Consider the following 304-nt stretch of genomic DNA (forward strand, 5'->3'; position numbering starts at 1 on the left):
GGCGCCGTTGTCGCGCAGGCGGCGGGCCAGGCGGTTGGCGCGGGCATTCAGTTCGGCGTAGGCGAGCGTGCCGCCGTCCCATGCGAGTGCGGTGGCCGTGGGCGTGCGGGCAGCCTGCGCCTCGAATGCCTGGTGCACGCCGAGGTGGGCCGGATAGGGCGCCGCCGTGTCGTTCCACTCGACCAGTTGGCGCCGCGCTTCGGCGTCGTCCAGCAGCGGCAGCAGGGCGACCGGCGTGGCGGGATCGGCGGCGACGGCGCGCAGCAGGTGCAGCCAGTGGTCGCGCAGGCGGTCGATGGTCGTC

At 75.3% G+C, this 304-nt stretch carries 1 protein-coding gene; it reads right to left on the bottom strand.

Annotated features, from left to right (window positions below):
* A partial coding sequence (locus tag ASC93_RS31500; protein WP_162251937.1) for an AMP-binding protein occupies nt 1–304 on the bottom strand: 304 nt, incomplete at both ends.

The organism is Massilia sp. Root335 (assembly GCF_001425685.1).
In the GTDB taxonomy this organism is placed as follows: Bacteria; Pseudomonadota; Gammaproteobacteria; order Burkholderiales; family Burkholderiaceae_D; genus Telluria; species Telluria luteola.